The organism is Streptomyces sp. HmicA12, from assembly GCF_000373565.1.
GTDB lineage: Bacteria > Actinomycetota > Actinomycetes > Streptomycetales > Streptomycetaceae > Streptomyces.
This window is the reverse complement of record NZ_KB891809.1, coordinates 300059-322034: the sequence shown is the minus strand read 5'-3', so window position 1 is coordinate 322034 and position 21976 is coordinate 300059. Positions and strand designations below refer to the sequence as shown.

General features: G+C 72.4%; 22 protein-coding genes and 1 pseudogene. 11 read left to right on the top strand and 12 right to left on the bottom strand.

Translation table 11 applies throughout. The features are described 5' to 3' along the window. Nucleotides 1-56 precede the first annotated feature (56 nt). Nucleotides 57-1280, bottom strand: coding sequence for an acyl-CoA dehydrogenase family protein (locus tag B072_RS0119400; protein ID WP_086020368.1), 1224 nt, complete (start codon nucleotides 1278-1280; stop codon nucleotides 57-59). Nucleotides 1281-1296: 16 nt separating this feature from the next. After that, nucleotides 1297-1764: an SCP2 sterol-binding domain-containing protein gene (locus B072_RS0119395; RefSeq protein WP_018531631.1), complete on the bottom strand. Its 468-nt coding sequence runs from the start codon at nucleotides 1762-1764 to the stop codon at nucleotides 1297-1299. 139 nt (nucleotides 1765-1903) lie between these two features. Here B072_RS0119395 and B072_RS0119390 point away from each other — a divergent pair, with 139 nt between their 5' ends. The 3 genes from B072_RS0119390 to B072_RS0119380 all read left to right on the top strand — a co-directional run bounded on the left by B072_RS0119390 (nucleotide 1904) and on the right by B072_RS0119380 (nucleotide 6358). Next, a complete protein-coding gene (locus tag B072_RS0119390) occupies nucleotides 1904-2524 on the top strand; it encodes a TetR/AcrR family transcriptional regulator (RefSeq protein WP_018531630.1) in 621 nt (206 codons plus the stop codon). Nucleotides 2525-2697: 173 nt separating this feature from the next. Further along, a complete protein-coding gene (locus B072_RS0119385; RefSeq protein ID WP_018531629.1) occupies nucleotides 2698-4635 on the top strand; it encodes an AMP-dependent synthetase/ligase in 1938 nt (645 codons plus the stop codon). Beyond that, nucleotides 4628-6358: a GMC oxidoreductase gene (locus tag B072_RS0119380; RefSeq protein ID WP_018531628.1), complete on the top strand. Its 1731-nt coding sequence runs from the start codon at nucleotides 4628-4630 to the stop codon at nucleotides 6356-6358. The genes B072_RS0119385 and B072_RS0119380 overlap by 8 nt, the downstream gene beginning before the upstream one ends. A gap of 7 nt (nucleotides 6359-6365) precedes the next feature. Here B072_RS0119380 and B072_RS0119375 read toward each other — a convergent pair whose 3' ends face one another. The 4 genes from B072_RS0119375 to B072_RS0119360 form a co-directional block, all read right to left on the bottom strand. After that, nucleotides 6366-7145, bottom strand: coding sequence for an ABC transporter permease (locus B072_RS0119375; RefSeq protein ID WP_018531627.1), 780 nt, complete (start codon nucleotides 7143-7145; stop codon nucleotides 6366-6368). Then, complete coding sequence (locus B072_RS0119370; protein WP_018531626.1) at nucleotides 7142-8128, bottom strand: daunorubicin resistance protein DrrA family ABC transporter ATP-binding protein; 987 nt, start codon at nucleotides 8126-8128, stop codon at nucleotides 7142-7144. The genes B072_RS0119375 and B072_RS0119370 overlap by 4 nt, the downstream gene beginning before the upstream one ends. 76 nt (nucleotides 8129-8204) lie before the next feature. Continuing rightward, on the bottom strand, nucleotides 8205-9053 hold the full coding sequence (locus tag B072_RS0119365; protein ID WP_018531625.1) for a DUF4097 family beta strand repeat-containing protein: 849 nt from the start codon (nucleotides 9051-9053) through the stop codon (nucleotides 8205-8207). A 92-nt stretch (nucleotides 9054-9145) separates the two neighbouring features. After that, entirely contained in the window at nucleotides 9146-9670 is a 525-nt protein-coding gene (locus B072_RS0119360; RefSeq protein WP_018531624.1) for a toxin-antitoxin system HicB family antitoxin, read from the bottom strand. Nucleotides 9671-9828: 158 nt separating this feature from the next. Here B072_RS0119360 and B072_RS0119355 point away from each other — a divergent pair, with 158 nt between their 5' ends. Genes B072_RS0119355 through B072_RS48715 form a run of 3 tightly spaced genes read left to right on the top strand, consistent with a single transcriptional unit; the run spans nucleotide 9829 to nucleotide 10747 of the window. Beyond that, nucleotides 9829-10335: a DMT family transporter gene (locus B072_RS0119355; RefSeq protein WP_063746451.1), complete on the top strand. Its 507-nt coding sequence runs from the start codon at nucleotides 9829-9831 to the stop codon at nucleotides 10333-10335. Then, the gene (locus B072_RS48720; RefSeq protein WP_018531622.1) at nucleotides 10332-10586 is read left to right on the top strand and encodes a DMT family transporter; all 255 of its coding nucleotides are present in this window, start codon (nucleotides 10332-10334) and stop codon (nucleotides 10584-10586) included. Before B072_RS0119355 ends, B072_RS48720 begins: the two co-directional genes overlap by 4 nt. Beyond that, a complete protein-coding gene (locus tag B072_RS48715; RefSeq protein ID WP_018531621.1) occupies nucleotides 10583-10747 on the top strand; it encodes a hypothetical protein in 165 nt (54 codons plus the stop codon). The genes B072_RS48720 and B072_RS48715 overlap by 4 nt, the downstream gene beginning before the upstream one ends. Here the strand turns inward: B072_RS48715 and B072_RS49795 are convergent. Together B072_RS49795 and B072_RS43520 are read right to left on the bottom strand one after the other, a co-directional pair. Beyond that, nucleotides 10744-11022 carry a carotenoid oxygenase family protein gene (locus B072_RS49795; protein ID WP_018531620.1) on the bottom strand — a complete coding sequence of 93 codons (279 nt, stop codon included), beginning with the start codon at nucleotides 11020-11022 and terminating at the stop codon, nucleotides 10744-10746. The genes B072_RS48715 and B072_RS49795 overlap by 4 nt on opposite strands. Nucleotides 11023-11159: 137 nt before the next feature. Beyond that, a pseudogene (locus tag B072_RS43520) lies at nucleotides 11160-12149 on the bottom strand (carotenoid oxygenase family protein); the annotation flags it as partial. Between the two features lie 90 nt (nucleotides 12150-12239). Between B072_RS43520 and B072_RS0119330 the strand changes: the two are divergent. Next, on the top strand, nucleotides 12240-12755 hold the full coding sequence (locus B072_RS0119330; RefSeq protein ID WP_018531617.1) for a hypothetical protein: 516 nt from the start codon (nucleotides 12240-12242) through the stop codon (nucleotides 12753-12755). A 133-nt stretch (nucleotides 12756-12888) separates the two neighbouring features. After that, nucleotides 12889-14289, top strand: coding sequence for a SagB family peptide dehydrogenase (locus tag B072_RS0119325; RefSeq protein WP_018531616.1), 1401 nt, complete (start codon nucleotides 12889-12891; stop codon nucleotides 14287-14289). Nucleotides 14290-14318: 29 nt separating this feature from the next. Here the strand turns inward: B072_RS0119325 and B072_RS0119320 are convergent, their stop codons facing one another. Beyond that, a complete protein-coding gene (locus B072_RS0119320) occupies nucleotides 14319-14930 on the bottom strand; it encodes a response regulator transcription factor (RefSeq protein WP_018531615.1) in 612 nt (203 codons plus the stop codon). 197 nt (nucleotides 14931-15127) lie between these two features. Here B072_RS0119320 and B072_RS43515 point away from each other — a divergent pair, with 197 nt between their 5' ends. The 3 genes from B072_RS43515 (at nucleotide 15128) to B072_RS0119305 (ending at nucleotide 18029) form a co-directional block, all read left to right on the top strand. Next, nucleotides 15128-15370, top strand: a complete 243-nt coding sequence (locus B072_RS43515; RefSeq protein ID WP_018531614.1) for a DUF6059 family protein — start codon at nucleotides 15128-15130, stop codon at nucleotides 15368-15370. Next, entirely contained in the window at nucleotides 15370-17076 is a 1707-nt protein-coding gene (locus B072_RS48240; protein ID WP_018531613.1) for an acyl-CoA dehydrogenase family protein, read from the top strand. The genes B072_RS43515 and B072_RS48240 overlap by 1 nt, the downstream gene beginning before the upstream one ends. 65 nt (nucleotides 17077-17141) lie before the next feature. Continuing rightward, nucleotides 17142-18029 (top strand): 4'-phosphopantetheinyl transferase family protein, encoded by an 888-nt coding sequence (locus B072_RS0119305; protein ID WP_018531612.1) that lies wholly within the window; start codon nucleotides 17142-17144, stop codon nucleotides 18027-18029. A 33-nt stretch (nucleotides 18030-18062) separates the two neighbouring features. Here B072_RS0119305 and B072_RS43510 read toward each other — a convergent pair whose 3' ends face one another. The 3 genes from B072_RS43510 to B072_RS48235 form a co-directional block, all read right to left on the bottom strand. Beyond that, entirely contained in the window at nucleotides 18063-19301 is a 1239-nt protein-coding gene (locus B072_RS43510) for a sensor histidine kinase (protein ID WP_018531611.1), read from the bottom strand. Between the two features lie 127 nt (nucleotides 19302-19428). Continuing rightward, entirely contained in the window at nucleotides 19429-21735 is a 2307-nt protein-coding gene (locus B072_RS0119295; RefSeq protein ID WP_026246031.1) for a TOMM precursor leader peptide-binding protein, read from the bottom strand. Further along, a complete protein-coding gene (locus B072_RS48235) occupies nucleotides 21732-21884 on the bottom strand; it encodes a hypothetical protein (RefSeq protein ID WP_018531609.1) in 153 nt (50 codons plus the stop codon). Before B072_RS48235 ends, B072_RS0119295 begins: the two co-directional genes overlap by 4 nt. Nucleotides 21885-21976 lie beyond the last annotated feature (92 nt).

Genomic DNA, 21976 nt, shown 5'->3' with positions numbered 1-21976 from the left:
CCCTTGAAGAACGCGGGGAACCACCTGATCCGCCCGATCTGCCCGATCCGCCGGATCTACCTGATCTGCCGCCCCGAGATCGCCCGTGCGATGACAAGGCGCTGGATCTCGCTCGTTCCCTCGAAGATCGTGTAGATCTTCGCGTCCCGGTACATCCGCTCCACCGGGTGCTCCCTGCTGTACCCGGCCCCGCCGAGCACCTGGATCGCCTTCTCGGTCGAGGCCACCGCCAGCTCGCCCGCGCGCAGCTTCGACATCGAGCCCTGGCCCGCGTCGAAGACCTTGTCGTTGCGCGCCATCCACGAGGCCTGCCAGATCAGCAGCCGGCACGCCTCGATCTCCGTGCGGAGGTCCGCGAGGGCGAACGCGATCGCCTGGTTCTCGATGATGGGGCGGCCGAACGCCTCCCGGTCGCCCGCGTACTCCAGGGCGTACTCGTACGCGGCGCGCGCGATGCCGAGGGCCTGCGCGCCCACGGTCGGGCGGCTGACCTCGAAGGTGGACATCGCCGCCTGGCTGCGGCCACCGGCAGAGCGCGTCCCCTCACGGGCCCGCGCGAGACGCGCGTCGAGCTTCTCCTTGCCGCCGAGCAGGCAGTGCCCGGGAACCCGTACGTCGTCGAGGAACACGTCGGCCGTGTGCGAGGCCCGCAGGCCCAACTTCTTTATCTTCTTGGCGCCTTCGAGGCCGGGCGTCCCCGGCGGCACGATGAACGCCGCCTGGCCGCGCGAGCCGAGCTCCGGGTCCACGGAGGCGATCACGACATGCACGTTGGCGATGCCGCCGTTGGTGATCCAGGCCTTCTGGCCGCTGATCACCCACTCGTCCCTGGCCTCGTCGTAGCGCGCCCGCGTCCGCATCGCCGCCACGTCCGAACCCGCCTGCGGTTCGGACACGCAGAAGGCGGCCACCTTCGGGTCGTCCTCGTCGCCGAAGCACTGCGGCACCCACTCGGCCAGCTGGTCGGGGGTGCCGGACGAGAAGATCCCGGCGACCGCGAGCGACGTGCCGAACAGGGCCATGCCGATCCCCGCGTCGCCCCAGAAGAGCTCCTCGTTGGCGATCTGCAGCGAGATGCCGGTCGGGTCGCCGAAGAGTTCCGCGAGCGACTCGAACCCGTACAGGCCGATCTTCGCGGCCTCCTGGATCACCGGCCAGGGGGTCTCCTCGCGCTCGTCCCACTCGGCGGCGGCCGGGCGGACCACGTCCGCCGCGAAGCCGTGCACCCAGTCGCGCAGGTCCCGCTGTTCCTCGTCCAGTTCGAGAGAGAAAGCCATGATCCGATCCAGCCCCGCCCTACGCCTTGGGAATGTCGAAGTAGCGCGTCAGGCCCGCCGCGAGCGCGACATCGCCCGCGATCTTCACCTTGCGCATCATGAACATCGTCACGGGCGAGGAGTTGCCCGAGACCAGCTTCAGGAAGTCCGCGTCGCCCATCACCAGCGTCACGCGCGGGTCGGCGTCCGAGCGGCCCTCGGTCGCCGTGCACGTGCCGCCGGAGATCTTCGTCTCGTAGACCGCGTCCTCGGTCTCGCCCTGACCGGTCACCTTCCAGCGGATCAGCGCTTCGAGCGACCCCGCGACATCCGGCTTGAACTGCCGCTCCATGCGCCCGAACACCTCCTTGAGGACACGGGCACGCAGCGCGCCGTCCTGCGCGATCTCGTTGATCTCCTTCGCGGACAGGCCCTTCACGATCCGCGCGAACTCCTCGGGCGTGACGGTCGCGAAGTCGAGCGCCGCGATGTCGTCGGCACCGCTCATGGGGCCACACTCCTTACTGTTGAGTAAACTTACTAATTGGTAAGGTTACGGTGAGGTAGGTAGGCTGACAAGAGTGACGGGGACATCGGGAGCAGCTCAAGGGCGCACGGCGGGGCAGCCGGCAGCGCGCAGGAAGCGCGTGCCGCGCCAGGTGCGCGAGCAGCAGATCATCGACGTGGCCGTCGGGATCTTCGCCAAGCGCGGCTATCACGCAGCCTCCGTCGACGAGATCGCCGAACTCGCCGGGATCTCCAAGCCGATGGTGTACCTCTACCTGGACTCCAAGGAGGGGCTGTTCCTGGCGTGCCTGCGGCGGGAGGCCGAGCGGCTCGTCGCCGCCTTCCAGGAGGCCGCGCGAGGTGCGGGCGCCGCGCCCGAACTGCGGCTGCACGCCGGGCTCTCCGCGTTCTTCGCGTTCGTCGCCGCCCACCGCGACAGCTGGGTCGTGCTGCACCGGCAGGCCTCCGAGCTCAGTGAGGCGATCGCCGCCGCCGTGGCCGAGGCCCGGCGCGCGGTCATGGCCGAGGTGGCCGGACTGATCAGGGACGGCATCACGGAGAGCGGGCGCGGCACCCGGCTCGGGGCGCAGGACGCCGACTTCGTCGCCCACGCGCTGGTCGGCGCGGCGGACTCGCTCACCGACTGGATGGAGCACAACCCCGACCAGTCGCCCGAGGCCGTCACCCTGCGCCTGATGAACATGGTGTGGGTGGGCATGCGCGACGTGCTCGACGGCGAGGCGTGGCTGCCCGAGGGGTGACGGGACCGCTCCCGCGCGACATCCGTACGGCGAGATCGCTCCCGTACGCGGATTCGCGCGCGACCCATTGATATTTCCTTACGCGTCGGTAAGTTGACCCCCGAGTAAGTTCGAGTGGGTACGGGGAAGCACCGGAGTACAGCAGTTCAGCAGCCGCGCGACCGGGAGCCGTCATGGGCGTACGCAAGGATCTGAAGCGGGCCAGGAAGCGCAGCGACCTGGCCGACCGCGTGCAGGTCGAACTCGTCAGGGACGACCAGGGGGTCGTCCGCGAGGCGCGCACCGCGCCGCTCGCCGCGCCACCGCCGGACGGCTCGGCGCTCAGGACGTCCGCCGACATCCCGTTCGTGAACGCCGCCGAGGCGCCGGAGACGGTGGTGCTTCGGCGTAAGGAGGCCGGCGCCCCCGAAGAATGGAAGCCGGTCACGGCCGCCGCGTTCGCCCGCGAGGTGACCGCCGCCGCGAAGGGGCTGATCGCCGCCGGGCTCGAACCGGGCGGCCGCGTCGCCCTGATGTCGCGCACCCGCTACGAGTGGGAGGTCCTCGACTTCGCGATCTGGGCGGCGGGCGGGCAGACCGTGCCCATCTACGCCACCTCGTCGCCCGAGCAGATCGAGTGGATCGTACGGGACTCGGGCGCCCGGCTGCTGATCGTGGAGACCCCGGAGAACGAGGCCGCCGCCGAGGCCGCCCTGCCGGAGCCGGACCGCCCCCGCATCTGGCAGCTGGAGGCGGGCGCCGTCCTCGAACTCGCCACGCAGGGACGGGAGATATCCGACGAGGAGGTCACCAAGCGGCGCGCCGCGCTGACCGCCGACTCCGTCGCGACCGTCTGCTACACCTCCGGCACCACCGGCCGCCCCAAGGGCTGCGTCCTCACGCACGGCAACCTGTACGCGGAGGCCGCGAACACCGTCGAGCTGCTGCACCCCATCTTCAAGGCCATCACGGGCCAGACCGCCTCGACGCTGCTCTTCCTCCCGCTCGCGCACATCCTGGGGCGGACGATCCAGGTGGCGTGCCTGCTCGCCCGGATCGAGCTGGGCCACTGCCCGAGCATCAAGCCGGACGAGCTGCGGCCCGAACTCCGTTCGTTCCGGCCGACGTTCGTGGTCGGCGTGCCGTACCTCTTCGAGAAGATCCACGACACCGGGCGGGCCACCGCCGAGAAGATCGGGCGCGGCTCGTCCTTCGACCGGGCCGACCGGATCGCGGTCCGCTTCGCCGAGCAGCACCTGGCGAAGTTCCTGGAGGCGGGGCGGGGGCCGGGCCTCGGCCTGCGGCTCGGCGCCGGTCTCTACGACCTCCTCGTCTACCGCCGCGTCCGCAAGGAGCTGGGCGGCCGGCTGCGCTACGCGATCAGCGGCGGCTCGCCCCTCGACCGCAATCTCAACCTCTTCTTCTACGCCGCCGGAATCGTCATCTACGAGGGCTACGGCCTCACCGAGACGACCGCCGCCGCCACCATCACCCCGCCGCTGCGGCCCCGGCCCGGCACCGTGGGCCTGCCCGTGCCCGGCACCACCATCAGGATCGCCGACGACGGCGAGGTGCTCGTCAAGGGCGGCATCGTCTTCGGCGCGTACTGGAACGACGCGGCGGCGACCGCCGAAGTCCTCGACGACGGCTGGTTCGCGACCGGTGACCTCGGCGCGCTCGACGACGACGGCTATCTCGCCATCACCGGCCGCAAGAAGGACATCCTCGTCACCAGCGGCGGCAAGAACGTCTCCCCGGCCGTCCTGGAGGACCGGCTGCGCAGCCGCTCGCCCGTCGGCCAGTGCATCGTCGTCGGCGACAACCGCTCCTACGTCGGCGCCCTCATCACCCTCGAACCCGAGTCCGTGGCCCACTGGCTGAACGTACGCAAGATGCCCGCCGACACCCCGATGAGCGAGATCATCGCCGACCCGCGGATCGTGGCGGACGTCCAGAAGGCCGTCGACTACGCCAACGAAGCGGTCTCGCGCGCCGAGTCGATCCGCAAATTCAAGCTGGTCGAGGGCGAGTTCACCGAGGACAACGGTCTGCTCACCCCGTCCCTGAAGATCAAGCGGCAGGCGGTCACGGCAGCGTACGAGCGCGAGATCGAGGAGCTGTACGGTGCCTGAGGCCGACGGTTCGCCGGGCGCGTACGACTACGACGTGATCGTCGTCGGATCCGGGTTCGGAGGCTCCGTCTCCGCGCTCCGGCTCTCCGAGAAGGGTTACCGGGTGGGCGTGTTGGAGGCGGGCCGGCGCTACACGCGCGACACCCTGCCCCGTACGTCCCTGAAGGTGCGGGACTATCTGTGGGCGCCCCGCCTCGGCATGTACGGGATCCAGCGCATCCACCTGATGAAGAACGTCATGGTGCTCGCGGGGGCCGGGGTCGGCGGCGGATCGCTCAACTACGCCAACACCCTCTACGTCCCGCCGCCCGCCTTCTTCGAGGACAAGCAGTGGGCGGGCATCACCGACTGGCAGGCCGCGCTCGCCCCGTACTACGACCAGGCGCGCCGCATGCTCGGTGTGCGCACCAACCCGACCACCACCGAGGCCGACGAACTGCTGCGGGACGCCGCGCGGACAATGGGCGCGGGCGACACCTTCCGGCTCACGCCCGTGGGGGTGTTCTTCGGCGACGGCAAGGACGCGGAGGGCGGGACAACCGCCGCGCCGGGCACGGAAGTCGCCGACCCGTACTTCGGTGGCGCCGGGCCGGCCCGCGCCGCCTGCACCGAGTGCGGGTCCTGCATGACCGGCTGCCGCGTCGGCGCCAAGAACACCCTCACCGAGAACTACCTCCACCTCGCCGAACGGATCGGCGCCGAGGTCCGGCCCATGACGACGGTCACCTCCGTGCGCGAGCTCGACGACGGCACGTACGAGGTCACGACCGTGCCCACGAACAAGCGCCGGCGAGGGAGGAAGACCGTGCTGCGCGCCCGGCGCGTGGTCCTCGCCGCGGGAACGTACGGCACCCAGACCCTGCTGCACCGGATGAAGGCGGACGGTGTCCTGCCCCGGCTCTCGGAGCGGCTCGGGGTGCTGACGCGCACCAACTCCGAAGCGCTGGTAGGGGCGTTGACCTGGCCGCGGCGCCTCGGGCGCAAGGACGTGGACTTCACGCGCGGGGTCGCCATCACCTCGTCCGTGCACCCGAACCCCACCACCCACATCGAGAACGTCCGCTACGGCAAGGGCTCCAATTTGATGGCCCTGATCTGCGTACCGCAGTACAGGCAGAACCTGCCGAAGCCGCTGGCCGCCGCGCTCGCCTTCCTCTCCCACCCGGTGCTCGTGGCGCGCACCGTCGCGCTGCGGCACTGGTCGGAGCGGACCATCATCGGGCTCGTCATGCAGACCCACGACAACTCGCTCACCACCGGGCTCACGCGCCGCGGCGCGCTCACCGCCGAGCAGGGGCACGGGCGGCCCAACCCCGTGCACATCGCGGAGGGTTGGGAGGCGGCCGGGCTGATCGCCGAGTCCATCAACGGGTTCGCCGGCACCAACCTCGGCGAGCTGATGGGCAAGCCGCTCACCGCGCACTTCCTCGGGGGCTGCGCCATCGGGGAGTCCGCCGAGAGCGGGGTCATCGACCCGTACCACCGGGTGTACGGGCACCCCGGCCTCTCGGTGGTGGACGGCTCCGCGGTCTCCGCGAACCTCGGTGTGAACCCGTCCCTGACGATCACGGCGCAGGCCGAGCGCGCGATGGCGTACTGGCCGAACAAGGGCGAGGCCGATCCTCGGCCGGATCAGGGGGATCCGTACCGGGACGGCCTCGCGCCGGTCGCGCCCGCGGCACCGGCCGTGCCGGCCGGTGCCTACGGGGAGTTGCGGCTGTGACGGTGTCTCAGCGCTCCGCGGAGCTGTTGAACTTCGCCGCGGCCCAGAAGTAGCCGAGGACCGCGAGGCCGACGGACCAGACGAGGGCGAGCCAGCCGTTGTGGCCGATCTCCGTGCCGAGGAGCAGGCCGCGCAGCGTCTCGATGGCGGGGGTGAAGGGCTGGTACTCGGCGATCGGCTGGAACCAGCCCGGCATCGCGTCGACCGGCACGAACGCGCTGGAGATGAAGGGGAGGAAGATCAGCGGCATGGCGTTGTTGCTGGCGGCCTCGGGGTTCGGGCTGATCAGGCCCATGCCGACGGCGATCCAGGTCAGGGCCAGGGAGAACAGCGCGATCAGGCCGAAGGCGGCGAGCCACTCCAGGGCGCTCGCGTCGGTGGAGCGGAAGCCGATGGCCACCCCGACCGCGCCCACCAGGACCACGCTGGCGACGGACTGCAGGACGCTGCCGATGACATGGCCGACGAGCACCGAGGGGCGGTGGATGGCCATGGTGCGGAAGCGGGCCATGATGCCTTCGCTCATGTCCATGGCGACCGAGACCGCGGTGCCGATGGTGGTGGAGCCGATGGTCATCAGCGCGATGCCGGGCAGGAGATAGGCGAGGTAGGCGTCGCGGCCCGCGCCGCCGCTCATCACGTCGCCGAAGATGTAGACGAAGAGCAGGAGCAGGACGACCGGGGTGAGCAGCAGGTTCAGCGTCATCGACGGATAGCGGCGGGCGTGCAGCAGGTTGCGGCGCAGCATCGTCGAGGAGTCGCGGACGGCGAGGGCGAGGGTGCTCATCGGACGTTCTCCTTGGTCGGGGCGGGGACGTCGGCCGGGCCGGTGAGGGCGAAGAAGACGTCGTCGAGATCGGGCGTGTGCACCGTGAGTTCGTCGGCCTCGATGGACAGGGAGTCCAGCCGGTCGAGGATCGAGCGCAGTTCGCGCTGGCTGCCGTCGCTGGGGATCTGGAGCGACAGGGCCTCGTCGTCGCGGGCGGCGACCTGGAGTGCGGCGGAGGCGCTCCGGTAGGCGTCCGGGTCGGTGAAGCGGAGCCGGACGTGGCCGCCGGGGACGATCCGCTTCAGCTCCTCGGCGCTGCCCTCGGCGGCGATCCTGCCGTCGTTCAACACGGCGATGCGGTCGGCGAGTTCGTCGGCCTCCTCCAGGTACTGCGTGGTGAGGAAGACGGTGACGCCGTCGGCGACGAGTCCGCGGATGATGCCCCACATGGTGTGCCGGGAGCGCGGGTCGAGGCCGGTCGTCGGCTCGTCGAGGAAGATGATCCGCGGGCTGCCGACGAGGGTCATGGCGATGTCGAGGCGGCGCTTCATGCCGCCGGAGTAGGTCGAGGCCGGCTTCTTCGCGGCGTCGGCGAGGTCGAAGCGTTCGAGGAGTTCGGCGGCGACCCGGCGCCCCTCCCGCTTGGCGAGGTGGTGCAGGTCGGCCATGAGGAGCATGTTCTCCTCGCCGGTGATCAGCCCGTCCACCGCGGAGAACTGGCCGGTGACACCGATCGCGGCGCGCACCCCGTCCGGTGACGTCGCCACGTCGTGGCCCGCGACCTGGGCCTGCCCGCCGTCGGCGGAGACGAGGGTGGACAGGATCTGGACGGTGGTGGTCTTGCCGGCGCCGTTCGGGCCGAGCAGCGCGAAGACCGAACCGGCCGGGATGCGCAGGTCGATGCCGTCGAGGACGGTCTTGTCGCCGTACGACTTGCGCAGGCCGAGGGCGGAGACGGCGGCGGCGGACGGCCGACGGCCCGACTGACTGGACGTGGGCATGACAGAAGAAGGCATGGAGCCCTCCCGTTCGAGGGGTGGTGGACGGAGGAAGGGGAGCCGGCGCGGCGCGGTGGGCTCAGGCGCGGGCGCGGCGGATCTCGATGTTGCCGTAGCGGGTACGGGCCTTCACCTCGACGGTGTCCTCGGTCTGCTCCGGGCCCTCGGACTCGGCGAGCGAGTTGCGCACGTGCCCGTTGGACGACTGGACGTCCAGCCAGGTCGCCGTGCCCGTGCGGACGCCGACCTCGATGGAGCCGTTGGAGGTCTCCAACTGCACGGTGCCGCGGGCGACTTCGAGGACGCGCAGGCCGCCGTTGGCGTTGGTCGCGGTGACCGAGCCCTCGGCCCGCTCGACGGTGATGTCGCCGTTGGCGGCGCGGACCCGCAGATCGCCCGTGACGAGGCCGACGGTCGTCGCGCCGTGCGAGTTCTTCAGGACGGCCGTGCCGTCCACGGCGCCGACGCGCACGCTGCCGGAGCTGGTGGTGATCTCGGCGGGGCCCTCGACGTGGTCCACGGCGATGGAGCCGTGCGAGGCGGTGAGGTGCAGCGGGCCGGTCTCGTCGAAGCGGACGTCGCCCGCGGAGGTCTTCACCCGGACCTCGCCGAACGAGCCCGCGCCGCGCACCTCGGCCCAGGCGCCGGTCACGTCGAGCCGGGAGCCCGCGGGCAGTTCGACCGTCACGTCGACGGTTCCGGTGCGGCCGAGGCCGAAGAAGTTGCCCTTGGGCGTCCTGACGTGCAGCGTGCCGTTCGAGAAGGTGGCCTCGGTCTGCTCGGCGGCCTTGACGTCGAGGTCCCGCTTCGCGTCGCGCGGCCGCACGTCGACGACGGTGTCGGCCCGGTCGCCGGCCACGAAGTGGAGGGATCCCGCGTCCATGTGCGCGGTGACCGAGATGGGCTGCGGAGTGTCGAAAGTAGGCATGGCTGTCCCGTCCTCTTGACTCTTGGGTCCGTCCCCGACCGGGGACGCGAAGTGGATGGAGAGTGATGTGGTGCGGGAAGGCGCGGGGGCGGCTAGCGCACCCAGCCCGTGAAGCTCTGGCCGACGGAGCGGCTCTTCTCCGGTGTGCGGGGCTGCGCGGCGACCGGGTCGACGGCGGCCGACACGGCGCGCACCAGCCACGCGTTGACCGACAGTCCCTCGCGGCTCGCCGCCTCCTCGGCGCGGGCCTTGAGATGGGCGGGCAGGCGCAGGTTGACGCGTGCGGTGCCGCCCTCGTCCGTGGTGTCGGCCGGGGCCGGGGCCCTCAGCGGTTCGGCGGGCTGCGGGGCCCGGTCCTCGTAGCCGGCGTCGCCGGGCGGCAGCGTCACCACGAAGTCGGGGTCGAGCCCACGCAGTCGTACGTCGACCGAGCCGGGGGCGAGTTCACGGGTGATCTCGTCCATCGCGGCGGAGAGCACGTTGAGCAGGGTCAGACGGGTTGCCGACTCCAGGGGGGCGGTGAGCCGCTCGGCCAGCTCGCGGGCATCGTCCCCGCCTGCCTCGGCGGCCACCGCGAGTTCCCGGTGGAGAGTGTCGACGTACGGCGTGAGGTCCATGACGTCATAGTGGCACCACTTTGGCGCCATGTGCAAGCTCTCTGGTCCCGTCATCCGGTGCGGATGTGGGTGTGACGCCTCTGAGCTGGGGAAATGTCGCGGCGTCGGTCTGAAATTCAGTGGCGTCAGGGTGGCATCGGCCTGCCTGTAGCTCTGGAATGGCATCTCGTGGCACCTCGTGGTGCCATGTGACACCGCGCGGTGCCACATGGCACCACGAGGTCGTGCGGCTCGCGCTCGCGGGCGGGGTGCTGCTGACCCTCATGACCCGGTTCAACGCGGAGCTGGCCGCACACTCCACCGCCGCCTACGCCTCCTGGATCGCCCACGCGCTCGGCGCCGTCGTCGCGCTCGCCCTGGTCGGCCTCGCCGCCCGCCGCACCCTGACCCCGCCGGACCCGTTGCCCGGCCGGACCCCGCTCTGGTTCCGGCTGGGCGGCATCCCCGGCGCGCTCGTCGTGACCCTCTCCGCGATCGCCGTCAACAGCGACCTCGCGCTCGCCGGCACCACCGCCCTGATGCTCACCGGCCAGATCCTCTTCGGCATCGCCTCCGACGCCTGGGGGCTGCCGCGCGTCCCGCGCCGCCGCATCACGGCCGCCGACGTCGTCTCCGCCCTCTGTGTCCTCGGCGGCAGCGTCCTGATCGTGACGGGCGGTGCGTGAGCGTGCTGCCCTACGTCCTGCTCGCCCTGCTCAACGGCGTCCTGATCGGCGTCAGCCGCGCCGTCAACGGTCAACTCGCCACCAGGGTCGGCGCGTTCCGCGCCTCCGTGTGGAACCACGTCGTCGGCTTCGGGCTCCTGACCCTCTTCCTGCTCGCCGCCCTGCTGCTGCCCGGCACCTGGCCGGGACCGGGCGACGCCCCGCCCGCCGCGTATCTCGGCGGCGTCTTCGGCGCGCCTCCCTCCTGGTGATCGGCGGGCAGGTCCTGTCGGCCGTCGCCCTCGACTGCGTCGCGCACGGCACCTGGCCCACCCCGGTCCGTGTCCTGGGCGTGCTGCTGGTCCTGGCCGGGCTGCTCCTGCCCCGGCTGGTGCGGCGCCGCCGCGCGAAGAGCGACGCCCAACTGCCCTAATCAGCAATCCAGTTGCCGTGGAATCCCACCGGTACCCGGGCCGGCAGATGCACCCGCGCGACCGGTCCGCCCGCCAGGTCCTGCGCGGCCAGCACCACGAGATCGGTGGCGCCCCGCTCGGCGTCGAACACGTACGAGAGGACCCAGCCGTCGTCCTCCGCCGACCCCGCGGACGACGGCACGAACACTCCCTCGCCCACATCCCCGTGCGGAGGGAAGCGGTGCACCTCGCTGCCGCCCCGCTCCAGGTCGAACTTGACGATGCCGACGCCCACCTGGGCGAGTTCGGGTGCCGGATCGGTGGGGAGAGGAGGTGGCGGCGGGTCAGGTCGGCGGCGTACCCGTCGTCGGGTTCGAGGATCCCGTACCCGTACCGGTGCGCGCCCGTCTCCCGGCGCGGATCGATCCGCGGGAACTCCACGGCCCGCTCGTCGATCCCGTCCTCCCGCACGGTCCCCGCCTCCAGGTCCACGGTCCAGCGCACGAGCCGCGGCGGCGTCTCGTCGGGCCCGCGGCTGTCCCGGCCCGCGAACAGCCGGTCGTAGCGCACCAGATGGACCGTGATGAGCCCGGCCCCGTCCTCGTACGCGTTCATCGGATGGAAGACGAAGCACGGCTCGACCTCCAGCCACCGCACGTCCTCGGCCCGCCCCTCGCGCGGCAGCACCCCGAGCCGGGGCCTGTGCTCCGGGTCCCAGATGTACGGCAGGGACGAGGGGGACGTCGCGACGTCCGGGTTGAAGACCACGGGCAGGTCGTACAGCAGCACGTACGACGAGGTCAGCGAGAAGTCGTGCATCATCGGCCGCCCGTCGACGGGGATGTCCACGGTGCGCCGCACCCGCCCGTCGGTGCCCACCACCACGTACTGCACATACGGGTACGCCCAGCAGTACGCCACCGCGTGCAGCTCCCCGCTGACCGGGTCGAGCGTGGTGTGCGCCGCGAAGCCGCCCGGCAGCGTGCCCTGGAAGTCGTACGGGCCGAGGGTGTCGAGATCGCCGTCCAGCTCGTACGGCAGCGCGCCGCCCTCGACCGTGGCGAGGTAGCGCCCCGCGAAGTTCAGGATGTGCGTGTTCGGCGCCAGGTCCATGTCGAGGTGGCGCGGCCCGTGCACCGGCTTGTCGCCGAGCGCCGCCGCCATCGCGTCGTTGCGCACCCACCGGTTCCGGTACCACTCGGCCCGCCCGCCGCGCAGCCGCACCCCGTGCACCATGCCGGGCCCGCTGAACCAGTGGTGGGCGGCCGGGTCGTCGAGGTTCAGCGGATTGGGCCCGTTGCGCAGGAACCTCCCCTCCAGATCCGCCGGGATCCTGCCGCTCACCGGCAGGTCGTGGGCGGTGACCTCCTCGCGGACGGGTGCGAACAGCCCCCGCAGATACGGGTTTGCCTGATCGGCCATGACGGCCTCCTCGATGGGCGCTGTGAGGGGTGGCCCAGATCTCCACCATCCAGCCGTGAGCCCATCGGGTCGAGCCCCTAGGTTGGCCCCATGGGACTCCTCGACAGGCTGACCGGCACCAGGCACCCCGACGCCGGCCTCTCCGCCCGCCCCGCCGGCGAGGTCCGCGCGGCGCTGCTCGGCGTGGGCGGGCCCGACGTGCCGTACGTCGTGCGCACGGGGCGGGGCGACGAGAACGCCGAGCTGGTCGCCGAATGGCGGGTGGCCGAGCCGACCTGGCACGGCTTCTTCGCCCGCACCGACGTCAGCCGCGTCCTGCGGATCCGGCTGCGCCTGGTCCCCGAGAAGCACGAAGTGCGGGCCGTGGAGGAGCAGTTGGAGGTCACCTGGGTACGGGGCGTGCCCACCCTGTCCGTCTCGGCCGAGGTCGGCCGCGGCCCGGGCAGGACCGTCTCCAGGCAGTGGACGCTCGGCCGGAACGAGGAGGGCCGCCTCGCGGCGACGGAGACCTTCCGCTTCGACAGCGCCGACATGAAGGACCCCGTGCGGCAGGCCGTTCTCGACGCCGGATGGACGTGGCGCGGGGTCCTCATCGGCAGGCTGTGATGTCCGGGGCGGGTGTTGATTTCTCCCGTCCCGCATATGAGTTCTTCACTCCGGGCCGGTGACCGGGGCACTGTCACGCGGCGTCCGCCGACCACAGACTCGACAGGTCAGCACCCCTGCCCGTGGAGACCTCATGACGACGCCAGCCAGCCGCACAAGTGACCACGGTCGCCTGCTGACGCTGTGGTCGCTGCGGCCGGGCACCCACCTGGAGTCCGGGGACAGCGGCGACGACGTGCTGCTGCACCACCGGTGGGGCGTGGAGCGGATCGAGCGGCCCGGCCGGGTGGTGCGCGAGGCGCTGCGCCGGATGAGCTTCGGACCGGTGCAGCTGGCCAACGTGCCCGGGGCCGCGGACACGGACGAACTGACCGTCCTGGTCGACCGGATCCGGCCGCTCCTGGAGTGCGGCCTGCAGTTCGAGGACGGCACGACGCCGCTGCTCGGCCTGGTGGCGATGTCCCCGCGCGCCGAATCGCTGCCCGTGGAAGGCGCGGCCGGGATGCTCGGCCCGCAGACCCCGGTGCGGCTCTCGCGGTTCACCTCACTGCGCTCCACCGACGACGGATTCGTCATGGAGTCGCCGCTGTCCCTGTACCGCGCGCGCCTCGACGACGGACGGGCGGTGGCCCTGATCGGCGCCGTGGGCCGGGCCACGACCGCGGAGGCGGCGGCCGGCGCCACCGGCCTCGGCCTCGACGCGGTACGGCGCGTCCTCGGACTGCTCGTCGCCGCCGGGCTCATCGACGTGGCGCGCTCCGCGCACGAGCCGTTCGGCGAGGAGCTGGACGACGCGCTGACCGCCTGGGTCCCCGTGGACCTGCTGTTCCACACCCGCAGCACCCTCGGTCGGCACGACCACGACTTCGGGGCGGTACGGCACCGCACCGGCCGTGACCACGCCCGCGCCCGCCCCGACGAGACCGGACAGCACCGGGTCGCGCTGCCCCGCCCGCCCCAGCGCACCGGCGCAGGGCCCGCCCTCGCGGATCTCCTCGAACGGGCCAGGGAGCGAAGGGAGTTCGGGGCCCGCGGACCCAGCAGGAGCCAGCTCGCCGAGCTGCTCTTCCACGCGGCCCGCGCCGACTCCGGCAGCTGCTGCCCGCTGGAGCTGTACCTGAGCGTGACCCAGTGCGCGGACCTGACGCCCGGCATCTACCGCTACGACCGGGACGACCACAGCCTCGTCCTCGTCACCAGCGACGACGACGCCCTGCACGAGGTCCTGGAGCACGCCGCCGTCGGCGCGCGGCTGACCCGCACGCCCGCGGTCCTCGTCACCCTCACCGCCCGCTTCGACCAGGTCGACACCAAGCTGGCCGGGCCGGGCTACGCGCTCGTGCTGCGGTCCGCCGGCGCCGCCGTGCAGACCATGGGCCTGGTCGCGGCGACGCTGGGGCTCGCGATCGCGCCGCTCACGATGCTGGACATCGACGCCGACGCGCGGCTGCTCGGCCTGGACTGGCGGATCGAGTCCACGGTCGCGGCCACCGTCGTCGGCGTCGCCGCGGACGAGGAGGCCGAGTCCGCGTGAACGTACGTCACCTCATGGCTGGTTCGTGCTCACAGGAGCAGACCGCGGTCGTCCGCTATGCGGATGGCGTCCACCCGATTGCGGGCGTTCAGCTTGGTGGCGATCGTCGTCAGGTAGTTGCGCACCGTGCCGACGGACAGGAACAGCTCGCGGGCGATCTCCGGCGCCTCGGCCCCCTTGGCAGCCATCCGCAGGACGTCCAACTCGCGCTCGGTGAGCGGCGATTCGGCCTCCTCCCAGGCGGCGACGGCGAGATCCGGGTCCACGACCCGCTCGCCCGCGGCGACGCGGCGGATGGCCTGGGCCAGCTGCGTGGGCGGCGCGTCCTTCAGGATGAAGCCGCTGACCTTGGCCTTCAGCGCCCGGCGCAGCATGCCGGGCTTGCCGAGACTGGTCAGGATCAGAGTGCGACAGCCGGGCAGCCGCTCGTGGAGCGACTGCGCGGCGGACAGCCCGTCGAGACCGGGCAGGTCGATGTCCAGAACCGCCACATCGGGTTTGTGCTCGAGCGCCTCGGGCAGCACCGCCGAGCCGTTGTCGACCTCGGCCACGACCTCGATGTCGTCCTCCATACCGAGCAGCGCCACCAGGGCGCCCCGCACCATGTGCATGTCTTCGGCCAGGAGAATCCGTATCACCATGTCCCCCCGTGATGTCCGGAATCCGTTGTCCGAAGAGTAGCCGCAAAGTCCACACGCGTGTGCGAAATGGAAAACCGGGGGACCAGGGCTTTCTCCGGGGCTCCGCCCTGCCGTCTTAGCGCGGCTGGAGCGGGGATCGAGTACCCCTGCCCAGCCTGTCGGGACCCGAGCAACCGTGGTGCCGACTGGAGGCTGGTATGCAGGTCACTTTGTGGGAGATGGTCCGGCGCGCCGCCTGGGCGGCGGCGCGCGGCACCGGACGCAGCTTCATGGCGATGGGCGCCCTGTGGATGGCCCCCTTCGGACGGGAGGACGCGCCGCGCGCCCCGTCCAGCCCGCCGGCCGGGCACCCCGAGCGGCTCTGCCCCGAAGTCCCGCTGTCCGAGGTCGAGTTGGCGCTGAACCGGCAGTTGGCCGATGTCGGCCGGGTGGAGCGCTGATGGGCGCGGCGCCGACGGTCGCGGCCGGCCCGAGGGCGGAGACCGGGCGGAGGGTCGCCGCGTTCGAGGCGGCGCTCGGCGATCCCGCGGACCCGGCGGGCCCGCTCGCCCGGCCCGCGGTCGTGGCCGCCGACCGCGAGGCCCGACTGCCGCCGGGAGCGGCGGAACTGCTCGACGCCGCGGGACTCGGCGCCGAACTGGTGCCGGTCGAGCACGGCGGACGCTTCGCGCGTACGGACGTCCTCGCGCGCATCCTGCGCTCCGTCGCCCGCAGGGACGCCGCCCTCGGACTCGGCCTGGGCATCGGCCAGTTCGCGGCGGCGGCGCACATCTGGTTCGCGGGGGAGCGGCGGCAGCGGGACGAACTCGCCGCGCTGCTGCTGCGCGGCGGTCGCATCGCGATGGCGCCGCCGGAGTTCGCCCAGGCCAACGGCCTCACCCAGAACCGGATCCGGATCCGCAGGGACCCGGCCGGCGGCGGCCTCGCGGTGTCCGGGCGGAAGGCGGTCATCCCCTGCGTGGCCCTCGCCGACGCCCTCGTGGTCTGCGCCGACTCGGGCGAGGCGCGCCCCGACTGGTCCGCGGCCCTCCTGGACGCCGGGACCGCCCGCAAGCGCGGCGAACTGCTGCTCGTGGGACGCCAACCCGCCGCCGGACTGAGGGCGTTGACCGTCGACGGCGCCGTGTTCGAGGGGCTGCGGGCACCCGCGACGGCCCTGATCGGCGCGGCGGGCAGCGGACTGACCCAGGCGCTCTCGGTGATCCCGCTCATCCACGGCGTACGGGCGTCGATGGCGCTCGGCACGGCGGACGCGGCGCTGCGCATGGCGGTCCGGTACGCCTTCGCCGAGGGGCAGGTGGCGTACAGCGGGGCGGGCACCCGGCGGGTCCGCGGCCGGTTCGCCGACGCCTTCGCCGACCTGCTGCTCTGCGACTGCCTGGCGCTCGCCGCGACCCGGGCGGTCCATCTGCTCCCCGAGGAGGCCGCGCTGTACACCGCCGCCGCGGCCACGCTCGTGCCCCGCATCCTCGGCGAGACGCTGAACGACCTGTCGGTGGTGTTCGGCGGCCGGCTCTTCGAACGGGACTCGGGGCACGGCCTGTTCGAGAAGCACCTGCGCGATCTGCCCGCCCTGTCCGGCGGGCACGCCGGAGCCTCGGTGTTCCACTCCATCGTCGTGCCGCGCCTGCCCGCGCTCGCCGCACGGGTCTGGCTGCGGGAGGACCCGGCCCCGGCCGCCCTGTTCCGGCCGGACGACGACCTGCCGCCGCTCGCCCCGCTGCCGGTCACCGGGCGGGCCGGCGACCGCCTCACCGCCGAACTCACGGCCGCCGCCGACGACGTACCGGACGAGGCGCGGCCGCTCGTCGGGGTGCTGGCCCAGGAGCTGCGGGACCTGCGGGCCGCGTGCCTGGACGGGCGGGCCGACTCCGCCGATCCGCGGGCCTTCGCGCTGGCCGACCGCTACATGCTGGTGCTCGCGGCGGGCGCCGTGGTCGGGGCGTGGCGGCACGGACGCGGCGACGACCCGTTCCTGTCGGGACCGGGATGGCTGGTGGTCACGCTCGCGCGGATCTGCCGACGGCTCGGGATCAAAGTGCCCGCCGTGGGCCGGGACCACCGGGAGCCCGTCGAGACCCAGGCCCTCGACCGCGGCGAACAGGCGCGCAGCTACGACCTGTACGGCATGGAGCTCGCGGGGTGAGCGAGCCCGCCGGGCTCCCCGCGTCCCTCGCGTTTCCCGCATTCCCCGCATCACCAGGAGGTTCGATGGAGTCCAGGTCCGCGTCGGCGGCGCTGCGGCGGCCGCTGTACATCGAGGGGCCGCGGGGGCCGTGGACCCAGGTGCGCGACGAGGTGGTCCGCAGTGGAAGCGCGCTGCTGGTCGCCATGCTCGACGAATGGCCGGGCGGCGGCGGCCGGCCCGGCATCGACGGCCGGGCCGACGACGACGGGTGGAGCACGGACACGGGCCGCAACGGCCCGCGGCTGCGGCGGCTGCTCGGCGGCGAGTGGCCCCGGTACGCGGCGCTGACGAACGAGGCGATCCGCCGCCGGTTCGTGGCGTCGCGGATCCTGCTGAAGGAGGCGGCCGGCGCGGTCCTCGGCACCCCCGCCGAACTCCTGGAGCTGAGCGTCACCCCCAGCGGGCGGCCCTATCTGCGCGGGTACGGGCAGGTCGACATCACCCTCAGCCACACCGAGGAGATCCTGCTGGTCGGGATCACCACCCGGGGCGTGATGGGGGTCGACGTGGAACAGGCCGACCGGACCCTGGTCAGCGGTCAGGCGCCGCCGCACATCTGCACCCCGTGGGAGCAGGAGTACCTGCTGTCGCTGCCGGAGGCGGAGCGGGGCGAGGCGCTGGTGCGGTTCTGGACGCTGAAGGAGGCGTACACCAAGGCGATCGGGCAGGGCCTCCGGTTCGCCTTCAACGGGTTCTGCTTCGGCGCCGAGGACGGACTGCCCCGGCTGCTGAGCGCGGACGGCGTGCCCCGGGCTGCGGGCGCGGGGGAGGAGTGGAGCTTCGCCACGCACTGGGTGCGGGGCCGGCACATCGCGGCGGTCGCGCTGTACGACTCGGGGACGGGAGGTGTGATGGAGCCCCGGCGGGCGGTCCTGGACGAGGCGGTGTGCCGGATGTTCGGCTACGAGTGAGGCGGCGCGAACGACGGCGTACGGAGGGGGCGGTCAGCGCGCCTCAAGGGCTTGATCGTCGGTCAGGGCGGGGGCCTCCGCCTCGCGCGGGGTGAGCGCCGCCTTCCCGAGCGGGATCTCCGCGTGGATGCGGAAGTGCGTGGGGTCCAGGGTGCCGGAGGTCAGCAGGCCGCCCTGGGCCTCGACGCGCGAGGTCAGGCTCGCCAGGCCCAGACCGTGCCGGGTGGGCACTCCGGCGGGCTCGGGCTGGATGCCGTCGTTGACGATGGTGATCGACACGGCACCGGCCTCCTGCCGGATGGTGATCGAGCAGTGCTCGGCCTTGCTGTGCCCGAGCACGTTCGTCACGCCCTCGCGCAGCACCGTCGCGAGGACCGTGCCCACCCGGTCGGGCAGCGAGCCGTGCACCACCGCCATGGTGACCTCGATACCGGCCGCGGCCAGCACCGAGCGGGCCGAGCGGGTCTCGGCGTCGAGCGACAGGTCCCGGTACTGGCTGGCCACTTCGCGTACGTCGGTCAGGGCCTGCCGGGAGATGTCGACGATGTCGGTGAGCTCGGCCGCGGCCCGCTCGGCGTCGTGGCCGATCAGCCGCCGGGTCAGCTCGCTCTTGAGGGAGATGGCGGACAGGCTGTACCCGAGCAGGTCGTGCAGGTCGCGGGCGAAGCGCAGCCGCTCCTCGGCGACGGCCATCTCGGCCATGACCATGCGGGCCCGGTGCACCTCCGCGACCATGTCGGTGAGCCGGAACAGGCCGTAGACGATGAGCCCGGTCAGGCCGGTGGAGACCGCCGTGTACGCGGTGTCGGCCAGGTCCGGGGTGAACATCCACTGGATGCCGCCCATGGTGGCGACCACGCCGCCGAACACGACCCAGCACCAGGTGTCACCGATGATCAGGAGCGCGTCCCCCGCGATGAAGCCCGGCATGCCGACCCAGGTCTGCCGGAAGGCCAGCAGTGGCGCGAACGCGCTGACCGCCTTGAGCAGGAAGATCGGTATCCGCCAGCGGGAGTTGAGCAGCGGCGCGTACCGGGTGAAGTGCGCCAGGTGCAGAGAGAGCAGCACCGCCATGCACAGCAGGCTCAGTGCGGCCCAGCCGATTCCCGGCCGGGCCGCGATCGTGTTCAGGAAGGCGATCAGGCACAGGCCGCAGATCACGACGCTGACGACGGTCTTCGCCAGCCGCGGCGCGAGCTGACTCGCGTCGTTCCCCGGGCCGAAGTGTCGTACCGCCGGATCCCCTGAAGCATCCACCGTCTGTGCGGTCACAGGCCCCCCTCGCCGACACGCTCAACTCAGTGATTCCGGGCGAAGGTCAAGCCGCCCCGGCGAGCGATACTAGCCAACTTGTGTGAGGAATGGGGTAGTCGTGAAGCTGCGATGACCGTAGGTGATCTCAGACGAACAGCGGTACCGGGTTCAGCAGTTCATAGGGGACCGGCTCAGCCCTGCGGCCCAGCGCGACCGGGACGTCGTACAGCCGCCCCGGCGCGAACCGGGCCCAGAAGTGCCGCAGCCCGGGGACGATCACCTTGACCACGGGCAGCCCGATGTCCGGCCGCGTCTGGTCGAGGACCAGAAGCTCCAGGCCGTGCCGGTCGCACAACTGCCGTACGGCGTCCAGGTCCTGGGCGAGATCGTCGTACGGCGTGTAGGGCACGTCGGCGCCACGACGGGCGGGTACGTCCGGATCCGGCAGCAGATAGGGCTGGTCGGCGGTCGTGGCCGTCGTCCACCAGCGCATCGCCTCCGGGTCGTCGCAGGTGTAGCCGGTGCCGTCGGGGCGGGCCTCGACGACCGCGGGGAGCAGCTGGTTCACCTCGGTCAGCGCGCGGCGCAGCGCGATCCGCGGGTCGAAGTGCGCGCCGAAGCCGAACGTGATGTCCTCGGCCGCCTTGTCGGTGCGCCGGGAGAAGGCCGCCACGACCGGGATGCCCAGGTCGGAGGTGAGGTCGAGGGCCCATGTCTCCCGGTTCAGGGAGGCGTGCACCGAGCGGAACTCGGCGGTGAACGGGTCCTCGCAGGACTCCAGGTCGATGCCCGGCAGCCGGCTGCGGTTGTACCACCACAGCGCCACGGCGTCCCGCTCGACCAGCTCGAGGAAGCCCTGCAGCACGGCGTCCTCCAGGCTGGTTCCGGCCGCGGCCCCGTTGGAGTCGGCGCGGAAGAACGCCGAACCGGCGGTGGAATCAGGGGTGTTGTAGTAGAGCATCGACGTCGGCACATAGCGGTGCCGGTTCCCGGTCACCGACCACACCGGCGTCCAGTCGACCTCGGCGCCCTCGTCGAACACCTCGGGCACCTGCTGGAAGAGGGAGTGCCCGGCGTTCCAGTCCGCGCGCCCCGCGAACTGCCGCGGGTCGTAGAGCTGGCACGTGTCCGGGTGCACGGCCGCGTCACCGAGCGCGCGCAGGGTGGCCCGCACGACGCGCTCGTCACCGTGGAAGTGGCCTGAGTGCCGCTCCAGGGCCTCGCACAGCGCGCTCACCTCGGCGTGCAGCGGGGTGGTGCCCTTGCCGCCGTTGGCGCAGCGCAGCCCGGCCCGCAGGGACTGCAGACTGTTGCTGCCCGCCGCCGAGTTCGAGCCCGCGACAAAGGAGTTGAGGGAGGCGGGGCCCTGGCGGACCCGGCGTATCTCCTTGACCACCCCGGTCACCGGGCTGACCAGATGCCCGTACGCGGTGAGCACCTCCTGCGGGGTCCGCGAGCGGTGCCCGCTGCCGCCGTCCATGGCCTTGCGCCGGGAGGTGAACTCGACGGGCCTGTCGGCCTGTCGGGCCATCAGTCCCGGGTCGCCGCAGTGCGGGCACTGCGGCCGGGCGCGCAGTTCGTGGTGGCGGCCCGCCATGGTGAGCGTGTCGAGCGTCCACACCGCCGACTGGTCGGGCGCCCGGTGGCCGCCGATCCAGCGGGCCGCCGCATGCGCCACCAACTGGGCACCCGCACCCCCGAGTCCGGGCAGCGACGCCGCGGGGCGCGGTACCGGGCCGCGCCGGCCGAGCCGCTCCTGCACATACGCCTCCGCGCCGCGGTGCCCCCACAGACGGTGCGCGAGACAGTGCCAGCAGCCCCCCGTGCCGGGCTGCAGCACCGGGCCGATCCAGAGCATCGAGCCGCCCGGCTTGGCGAGCAACCACGGGGCGCCCGCGGCGCGTTGCGCCGCGTCGATCCGGGCCAGGTCGTCGGCCAGGTAGTCGTCGCAGACCACGACCGTCAGATCGGCGGACGCCGGGTCGCTGCCCGCGCCGGCCACGCTCAGACCCGCGCCGAGCAGGGCCGCGCGGACCGCCGTCCCGTCGGCGGCCCCCGCGCTCACCAGCCTGACCTGGGCGTGCGCGATCCGGTCCACCACCTGCGCGGCGTCCAGGCCCGCCGACTCCCAGTACGCGAGCTCCGGCCGGTCCCCGGCGGGGCCGGCGTCGCGGTGCCGCACCAGGCCGCGCCGCGCCAGCTGCCCCACGACCTGGTCGGCCGGGGCGTCGCCCGCCGCGCTGTGCCGGTGCAGCGTCGCCAGGTCGGCGCCGTCGGCGAGCAGCGGCGCGAGCCGCTCCAGGGCCGGCGCCTGCAGCGCCGTCACCCCTCGTTCCGAGAACAGGAAGGTGGCCACTCCCGGGACCACCTCAGGTCTCATGTGCCGTACGAAACCGAGCACATGACGCTCCGTCGGTTCCGTCGAAGATGTCGTCCCCCCTGCGACGGTCATGCGCTGCGGTCCTCCCGGAGGCAGATCCAGGTCTGTGCCTGCTGAGCGGACGCGGGCACCGTCCACTGGTCCAGCTCGTCGATGAGGATCAGGTCCTGGGGCTGGGTGGCCAGGGCGGCAGGGGCAACGGCGGTGCTGTCGAGATTCATCGGTTCACTCCGCTGTCATGAGAAGTCTTGAGTCGCCGTGATTCGGCTGGGTCCTGCTGGCGGTGCCGGCTGTGCTGGTGTCGCTGTGGTCA

Bases quoted from the DNA above. Each gene is read 5' to 3' on its own strand.
- B072_RS0119395 (WP_018531631.1), bottom strand. From the start codon at position 1,764: ATGAGCGGTGCCGACGACATCGCGGCGCTCGACTTCGCGACCGTCACG.
- B072_RS0119385 (WP_018531629.1), top strand. From the start codon at position 2,698: ATGGGCGTACGCAAGGATCTGAAGCGGGCCAGGAAGCGCAGCGACCTG.
- B072_RS0119375 (WP_018531627.1), bottom strand. From the start codon at position 7,145: ATGAGCACCCTCGCCCTCGCCGTCCGCGACTCCTCGACGATGCTGCGC.
- B072_RS0119370 (WP_018531626.1), bottom strand. From the start codon at position 8,128: ATGCCCACGTCCAGTCAGTCGGGCCGTCGGCCGTCCGCCGCCGCCGTC.
- B072_RS0119365 (WP_018531625.1), bottom strand. From the start codon at position 9,053: ATGCCTACTTTCGACACTCCGCAGCCCATCTCGGTCACCGCGCACATG.
- B072_RS0119360 (WP_018531624.1), bottom strand. From the start codon at position 9,670: ATGGACCTCACGCCGTACGTCGACACTCTCCACCGGGAACTCGCGGTG.
- B072_RS0119355 (WP_063746451.1), top strand. From the start codon at position 9,829: ATGGCATCTCGTGGCACCTCGTGGTGCCATGTGACACCGCGCGGTGCC.
- B072_RS0119330 (WP_018531617.1), top strand. From the start codon at position 12,240: ATGGGACTCCTCGACAGGCTGACCGGCACCAGGCACCCCGACGCCGGC.
- B072_RS0119325 (WP_018531616.1), top strand. From the start codon at position 12,889: ATGACGACGCCAGCCAGCCGCACAAGTGACCACGGTCGCCTGCTGACG.
- B072_RS0119320 (WP_018531615.1), bottom strand. From the start codon at position 14,930: ATGGTGATACGGATTCTCCTGGCCGAAGACATGCACATGGTGCGGGGC.
- B072_RS43515 (WP_018531614.1), top strand. From the start codon at position 15,128: ATGCAGGTCACTTTGTGGGAGATGGTCCGGCGCGCCGCCTGGGCGGCG.
- B072_RS48240 (WP_018531613.1), top strand. From the start codon at position 15,370: ATGGGCGCGGCGCCGACGGTCGCGGCCGGCCCGAGGGCGGAGACCGGG.
- B072_RS0119305 (WP_018531612.1), top strand. From the start codon at position 17,142: ATGGAGTCCAGGTCCGCGTCGGCGGCGCTGCGGCGGCCGCTGTACATC.
- B072_RS0119295 (WP_026246031.1), bottom strand. From the start codon at position 21,735: ATGACCGTCGCAGGGGGGACGACATCTTCGACGGAACCGACGGAGCGT.
- B072_RS48235 (WP_018531609.1), bottom strand. From the start codon at position 21,884: ATGAATCTCGACAGCACCGCCGTTGCCCCTGCCGCCCTGGCCACCCAG.